This is a genomic window from Roseateles sp., from assembly GCF_036404855.1.
Lineage (GTDB): Bacteria > Pseudomonadota > Gammaproteobacteria > Burkholderiales > Burkholderiaceae_C > Pelomonas.
The window spans coordinates 83,727-90,573 of record NZ_DASWYS010000050.1; the positions used below are offsets into that span (position 1 = coordinate 83,727).

Here is a 6,847-nt window from a genome sequence, read left to right on the forward strand (position 1 = left end):
TTGGCGATGAACGAGCTGTTGCTTCCCCTCGGGCAGGTCGCCGCCATTGGCGGTGCCGTCGCGCTGGGCCCGCTGCTGTGGTGGCGCCAGCGCTCGCGTGCCGGTACGCCGGCCGCGCGGGTGCGCGCGCTGACGTTGCTGACCCTGTTCCTGACCTTCGACCTCATCGTCTTCGGCGCCTTCACGCGCCTGACCGATTCCGGCCTGGGCTGTCCCGACTGGCCCGGCTGCTACAGCGCGGCCAGCCCGGTCGGTGCCCGTCACCATATCGAGGCGGCGCAGACCGCGATGCCCACCGGCCCGGTCACCCACGGCAAGGCCTGGATCGAGATGGTCCATCGCTACCTGGCCAGCGGCGTGGGCCTGCTCATCCTGGTCATGACGGTGTTGGGATGGCGGCTCAAGCGCTCGGCCGGCGAGGCCGCACCGTCGGCCTGGCTGCCGACGCTGACCTTCGTCTGGGTCTGTGTCCAGGGTGCCTTCGGCGCGCTGACCGTCACGATGAAGTTGTTCCCGGCCATCGTCACGCTGCACCTGCTGTTCGGTCTTGGCCTGCTGATGCTGCTGGCCTGGCAGCATGAGGCCTACCGGCCGCGCCACATCGTCGTCCGGCCCGGGCTGCAGCTCGCGGTCGCCGCCGTCCTGGTGCTGACGCTGCTCCAGGTTGCCCTGGGCGGCTGGGTCAGCACCAACTACGCCGTGCTGGCGTGCGACGAGTTCCCGACCTGCCACGGCGGCCAGTGGTGGCCTCACCTCGACTTCGCCCAGGGCTTCCAGCTCTGGCGGGAGCTGGGGCAGCGCGCCGACGGCAGCTACCTCGGCTTCGAGGCGCTGGCGGCCATCCACATGGCCCACCGCCTCGGCGCGCTCTGCGTTTTCGTCGCCGTCATCGCGCTGGCGTGGGCGCTTCGCACGCCGGCGCCAGGCTGGGCCAAGGCCTTGCTCGCCGCTGCCGGCTGGCAACTGGCGTCCGGCCTGTCCAACGTCGTTCTCGACTGGCCCATCATCGCGGCCCTGGCCCACACCGCCGGCGCCGCCGTGCTGCTGGGCTTGCTCACCACCCTGCTCGCGCGCCTGCGGCGCGCCCACCCCTGACCATGGCCTCCACGTCCACCGCCAGTGCCATCGTGCACAGTCCGCGCTGGCAGCAGTTCTATCAGCTGACCAAGCCGCGCGTCGTCCAGCTCATCGTTTTTTGCGCTGCCATCGGCATGGCCCTGGCCGTGCCTGGCCTGCCCGACCTGGGCCAGGCCCTGACCATGCTCGCGGCCATCGCCGGCATCTGGCTGGTGGCCGGCGCGGCCGCGGCCTTCAACTGCCTCATCGAGGACGGCATCGATGCGCGCATGAAGCGCACCGCCTGGCGTGCCACTGCCAAGGGCGAACTGAGCCGTCCGCAGACGCTGGCCTTCTCGGCCCTGCTGTGCGGCATCGGCATGGCCATCCTCGGCCTCTACGTCAACCTGTTGACGATGTGGCTGACCTTCGCCACCTTCGTGGGCTATGCCGTCATCTACACCGTCGTGCTGAAGCCGATGACGCCGCAGAACATCGTCATCGGCGGCGCCTCCGGCGCCATGCCGCCCGTGTTGGGCTGGGCGGCGCTGCGCGGCGAGCTGGGCCCCGAGCCCTGGCTGCTGTGCCTCATCATCTTTCTGTGGACGCCGCCGCACTTCTGGGCGCTGGCGCTGTACCGGGCGGAGGACTATGCCCGCGCCGGCCTGCCCATGCTGCCCGTGACCCATGGCAACGACTACACGCGGCTGCAGATCCTGCTCTACACCTGGGTGTTGTTCGCGGCCACGCTGCTGCCCTTCCTGACGGGCATGAGCGGCTGGTTCTACCTGGCCAGCGCGCTGGTGCTGGGCCTGGGCTTCTGCGGCTATGCCTTCCGGCTGTGGCGCGCCTACTCGGAGATGCTGGCGCGGCGGACCTTCTGGTTCTCCATCTGGCACCTGTCGCTGCTGTTTGCGGCCCTCCTGATCGACCACTACATCGCATGAGCACTCGACGTTTCGCCTTGGCGGCCTTGGCCGCGCTGACCCTTGCCGCCTGCCAGAAGTCCGGCCCCGACAAGCCGGCCTTCAAGGGCATCGAGCTGACGGGCGCCGAGTACGCCCGGCAGCTCAACCTCACTGACCAGGATGGTCGCGCCCGGTCGCTGGCCGACTTCAAGGGCAAGGTGCTGGTGGTCTTCTTCGGGTACACGCAGTGCCCGGACGTCTGCCCGACCACCATGGCCGAGGTGGCGGAGGTCAAGCGTTCGTTGGGAGCCGACGGCGACAAGGTACAGGGCATCTTCGTGACCATCGACCCCGAGCGCGATACCGGTCAACTGCTGAAGGCCTACATGGCCAGCTTCGACCCCAGCTTCGTCGCGCTGCGCGGCAGCGCCGAGCAGACCCAGGCCGCCGCCAAGGAGTTCAAGGTCTTCTACGCCAAGGTGCCGGGCAAGACGCCCGAAACCTACACGATGGACCACACCGCCGCCAGCTTCATCTTCGACACCGAGGGCCGGGTGCGCGTCTACGCCCGTTATGGCTCGGGCGCGCAGGCACTGGCGGACGACATCAAGCTGCTGCTGGCCGAGAAGAAGAGCTGAGCGCCCGCATGGCACATCGCGACTCTTGCCGTGCAAGGCCGTGCGCCGCCTCGGCCGTGACCCTCGCCGGCCTGCTGGCTGCCGCCGTCCTCGGGCTGGCGGGCTGCGCCACCTCCGTGCCGGGCGATGCCCCGCCACAGCCGCAGGTGTCGCGCAGCGCGACCGGGCGTTCGCCGGTCACCATCCTGGTCTCCATCGACGGCTTTCGCGAGGACTATCTCCGACGCGGCGCCACGCCCACGCTTTCCCGACTTGCGGCGGGCGGCGTCACGGCGGTCATGCACCCGTCCTTTCCTTCCAAGACGTTTCCCAACCACTGGACGCTGGTGACCGGGCTGCGCCCGGACCGCCACGGCATCGTCGGCAACCGGATGGAGTCGCCCGAGCGCCGGGCCGTCTTCACGATGGCCACGGACGATCCCTGGTGGTGGAACGCTGCGCGCCCGGTGTGGGTGGATGCAGAGAAGGCCGGCATCCGCACCGCCGCGATGTTCTGGCCGGGCGCGAACGTGGCGATCAGCGGGACGTCTGCCGACACGGGGCGCCCGGGGCCTGCCGGCATGCGTCCCTCGGACTGGGTGCCCTACAACAAGGCCGTGAACGACACGCAGCGCGTGAACATGGTGCTGGACTGGCTGCGCAGGCCTGATGAGATCCGCCCCCATTTCGTGACCCTGTACTTCGACAAAGTCGACACGGCCGGGCACGACCATGGCCCCGACAGCGCGCAAAACCTCCAGGCGGTGGCCGAGGTCGACGCGGCGATTGGCGCGCTTGTGGCCGGATTGAAAGTGCTGGACCAGCCGGCGAATCTCGTCATCGTGGCGGACCACGGCATGGCGGCGACCAGCAGCAATCGCGTGATTGCGCTGGACGCGCTGGCTGATCCCGAGCGCTACCACCTCATCGAGACGGGACCCTTCGCCAGCGTCGCACCGCAGCCCGGGGCTGCCGACGAGGTGGAGCGGGCCCTTCTTGCCCCGCATGAGCACATGCAGTGCTGGCGCAAGGCCGACATCCCGGCACGGTTCCACTACGGTTCGAATCCGCGCGTTCCGCCCATTCTTTGCCTGGCCCAACCCGGCTGGCTGATCCAGGCCAGCGCGCCGCGCCAGCCCTTCGTGGGCGGCAACCACGGCTACGACAACATGGCGCCGGAGATGAACGCCCTGTTCATCGCCCACGGTCCCGTCTTCGCGGCGGGCCGGGTGCTGCCGGACTTCGACAATGTGGACATCTACCCGCTCCTGCGCCAGCTGATCGGGCTGCCGGCCGCTGCGGGCGTCGACGGCAATGGCGCCGCGCTCCAGGGGGCCTTCAGGCGGGGTGGCGCTTCTGGCGTGAACTGACCCGCCGCGGCGGTCTGGCACCGACCACGAACGAAAAAAGGGCCTGCAAGCAGGCCCTGTGGTCGGTGGCGGAGAAGCTCAGGCCGCTTCCGTCAGCGCCTTCTTCATCTTCTTCATCGCCGCGACTTCGATCTGGCGGATGCGTTCGGCCGACACGCCGTACTCGGCCGCCAGCTCGTGCAGCGTCATGCCGCCCGAGGCGTCGTCGTTCACCTTCAGCCAGCGCTCCTCGACGATGCGGCGGCTGCGCGGATCCAGCACCTCCAGCGCACGCTGGATGCCGTCGCCGGCCATGCTGTCACGGGAGCGGGCCTCGATGACGCGGGTCGGTTCATGGCTCTCGTCGGCCAGGTAGGCGATGGGGGCGAAGCTCTCGCCGTCGTCGTCGGTCTGCGGCTCCAGCGCCACGTCGCCGCCTGACAGGCGGGTTTCCATCTCCAGCACTTCCTCGCGCTTGACGTTGAGCTCTCGAGCCACATGGGCCACTTCGGCCTCGCTCAGCGTGTTGCGATGCGTCTGGCCGTCGGCCTGCTCGGCCTTGAGCTGGTGCTTCATCGAGCGCAGGTTGAAGAACAGCTTGCGTTGGGCCTTGGTCGTCGCGACCTTGACCATGCGCCAGTTCTTCAGGATGTACTCGTGGATCTCGGCCTTGATCCAGTGCATGGCATAGCTGACCAGGCGCACGCCCTGGTCCGGGTCGAAGCGCTTGACGGCCTTCATCAGGCCCACGTTGCCTTCCTGGATCAGGTCGCCCTGTGGCAGGCCGTAGCCGACGTACTGGCGGGAGATGGAAACGACCAGACGCAGGTGCGACAGCACCATGCGGCCGGCGGCCTCCAGATCGCCCTTGTCGCGCAGGCTGCGCGCGGCAGAGCTTTCCTCCTCCGCGGTCAGAAGCGGCAGGCGGTTGACGGCGGAGATGTAGGCGTCCAGATTGCCCAGCGAGGGCACCAGGGCCCAGGGGTCGCGGACGGCAATGGCAGAAGAGGCGGACATCGTCTTGATTCCTTCGGAGCCGCGGCTGGAAGTGCCGCGTCGAGGAAGATATTAGCACTCCAATTCATCGAGTGCTAAGCGCGACGGTGTCAGGGTTGAAAAGCAGTGTTGCCGCGGCTGAAACAGTTGGTACGCACTAACTTGTGCTGCGCCAGACGGTCTTTGAGGGGGCTGCTCCGGCGACGCCGGGGCGGTTGCCGCGGCCCGTACTCAGTCGACCAGCCCGAATTCCGGGCTGGTGATCATCGCCTCGATGTCGAGAAGGATCAGCATGCGTTCGCCGATCTTGCCCAGGCCGGTGATGAAGCGGGCGTCCATCGCGGCGGGCACCTCGGGGCGGGGCTTGATCTCCTCGGCGCCGAGCTCCAGCACGTCCGACACCGAGTCCACGACGATGCCCACCACCCGGCCGGCCACGTTCAGCACGACGACGACGGTGAAGGCGTTGTACTCACCGGCCTGACCGAGGCGCAGGCGCAGGTCCAGTATCGGGACGATCACGCCGCGCAGGTTGACGACGCCCTTGACGAAGGCGGGCGCATTGGCCACCCGCGTGGGTGGTTCGTAGGACCGGATCTCCTGCACGCGCAGGATGTCCATGCCGTACTCCTCTTCGCCGATGCGGAAGGTCAGGAACTGGCGGCCATCGGTGTGTGCCAAGGCCTGCACGGCCTGGGCACCGGTGCTGGGAACGAGGTCAGTGGAACTCATCGGGAGCGCGAGGTGTTGGAAAGCTGGGCTTCATTCTGCCCGCTCCGCATCGGCACCTGCTGCCAACAATTCATCGACCAGAGCCAGCACTTCGCGCACATCCAGCGGCTTGGTCAGATAGCGGCGGGCACCGGCCACGTGGGCTTCGGCAATCTGCTCCGGCTGGGCGTTGGCCGACACGACGACGATCGGCGGCAGCGGCCCGCCACGCTCGCGCAGCTGGCCGAGCAGCGTCAGGCCATCCCCGTCGGGCAGTTGCCAGTCCAGCAGCAGCAGGGCCGGCGGGTGCTCGCGCAGGGCCCGCAGGCCGGCTTCGACCGTGCCGGCCACTTCCAGCTCGATGCCGGGACGCTGCGCCAGAATGCCGCGCATGACTTCGGCGTTCAGCGGGTTGTCCTCGACGTAGAGCACGTGCCGCCTCGGCACGGCGCGGGGGTGGGCGGGTCCGTCGGGGGCCTCGTCCCTGGCCTGTGCCACCGTGGTACCTGCCGCGGCCAGCCTCAGCACGAAGCAGGCACCGGGACCTCCCTCGGGGGCGGCGGCCTCGACCCTCAGGCTGCCGCCCATCATCTCGGCCAGGCGCTGGCTGATGACGAGGCCGATGCCGGTGCCCGGCAGGCCGCTGTGTTCGCGGCCGAGGCGGTTGAAGGGCTGGAAAAGGGCGGCGCGCTGCTGGTCCGTCAGGCCCATGCCGGTGTCGCGCACGGCAATTTCGACCCAGCCCGGCTCCGGGGTCCCCGCCTCGATGTCGATGCGACCGCCAAGGCGGTTGTACTTGACCGCGTTGCTGAGCAGGTTGGTCAGGATCTGCGTGACCCGCGTCGGGTCGCCGAACAGGCTCACGGCGCCTGCGGTGATGCGCTGGTTGATGACCAGCCCGCGCTCCGTCGCCTGGCCCTGCACCAGGGCCAGCGCGCGGGCCAGCAGGGGGGGCAGATCCAGCGCCGCCATCTCCAGCCGCAGCGAGCCGGCCTCGATGCGTGACAGGTCCAACGTGTCGTTGATCATCTCCAGCAGGTGCCAGCCCGCCTGGGCGATCTGCTGGGCGCGCCCGCGCTGGCCCGGTGAGAGCGGTTCGCTGGCGTCCATCTGCATCAGTTGGGTGAAGCCGAGGATGGCGTTCATCGGCGTACGCAGCTCGTGGCTCATGCGCGACAGGAATTCATTCTTGGCCTGATTGGCGGCCTCA

Annotated in this window: 7 protein-coding genes; 4 read left to right on the top strand and 3 right to left on the bottom strand. The window is 68.9% G+C overall.

The annotated features are described in order from the left end of the window. Positions 1–6: 6 nt before the first annotated feature. From VGF12_RS03530 to VGF12_RS03545, 4 genes are read left to right on the top strand one after another with little or no spacing between them, the layout of a single operon-like run. Positions 7–1,095, top strand: coding sequence for a COX15/CtaA family protein (locus VGF12_RS03530; protein ID WP_331174663.1), 1,089 nt, complete (start codon positions 7–9; stop codon positions 1,093–1,095). Between the two features lie 2 nt (positions 1,096–1,097). Continuing rightward, on the top strand, positions 1,098–2,003 hold the full coding sequence (gene cyoE, locus VGF12_RS03535) for a heme o synthase (RefSeq protein WP_331174664.1): 906 nt from the start codon (positions 1,098–1,100) through the stop codon (positions 2,001–2,003). Continuing rightward, positions 2,000–2,602, top strand: a complete 603-nt coding sequence (locus VGF12_RS03540) for an SCO family protein (protein WP_331174665.1) — start codon at positions 2,000–2,002, stop codon at positions 2,600–2,602. Before cyoE ends, VGF12_RS03540 begins: the two co-directional genes overlap by 4 nt. Positions 2,603–2,658: 56 nt before the next feature. Continuing rightward, complete coding sequence (locus tag VGF12_RS03545) at positions 2,659–3,951, top strand: ectonucleotide pyrophosphatase/phosphodiesterase (protein WP_331174666.1); 1,293 nt, start codon at positions 2,659–2,661, stop codon at positions 3,949–3,951. 78 nt (positions 3,952–4,029) lie between these two features. On the opposite strand, the gene rpoH is transcribed toward VGF12_RS03545, so the two are convergent. The 3 genes from rpoH to VGF12_RS03560 form a co-directional block, all read right to left on the bottom strand. Beyond that, complete coding sequence (gene rpoH, locus VGF12_RS03550; protein ID WP_331174667.1) at positions 4,030–4,947, bottom strand: RNA polymerase sigma factor RpoH; 918 nt, start codon at positions 4,945–4,947, stop codon at positions 4,030–4,032. Positions 4,948–5,157: 210 nt separating this feature from the next. Then, positions 5,158–5,658, bottom strand: coding sequence for a chemotaxis protein CheW (locus VGF12_RS03555; protein ID WP_331174668.1), 501 nt, complete (start codon positions 5,656–5,658; stop codon positions 5,158–5,160). A 30-nt stretch (positions 5,659–5,688) separates the two neighbouring features. Next, positions 5,689–6,847 (bottom strand): ATP-binding protein (locus tag VGF12_RS03560; protein ID WP_331174669.1); only part of this gene is annotated, 1,159 nt, incomplete at its 5' end.

What these genes read in the sequence shown, in the direction of transcription:
- cyoE (WP_331174664.1), top strand. Translation starts at nt 1,098, where the DNA reads ATGGCCTCCACGTCCACCGCCAGTGCCATCGTGCACAGTCCGCGCTGG.
- VGF12_RS03540 (WP_331174665.1), top strand. Translation starts at nt 2,000, where the DNA reads ATGAGCACTCGACGTTTCGCCTTGGCGGCCTTGGCCGCGCTGACCCTT.
- rpoH (WP_331174667.1), bottom strand. Translation starts at nt 4,947, where the DNA reads ATGTCCGCCTCTTCTGCCATTGCCGTCCGCGACCCCTGGGCCCTGGTG.
- VGF12_RS03555 (WP_331174668.1), bottom strand. Translation starts at nt 5,658, where the DNA reads ATGAGTTCCACTGACCTCGTTCCCAGCACCGGTGCCCAGGCCGTGCAG.
- VGF12_RS03530 (WP_331174663.1), top strand. Translation starts at nt 7, where the DNA reads ATGAACGAGCTGTTGCTTCCCCTCGGGCAGGTCGCCGCCATTGGCGGT.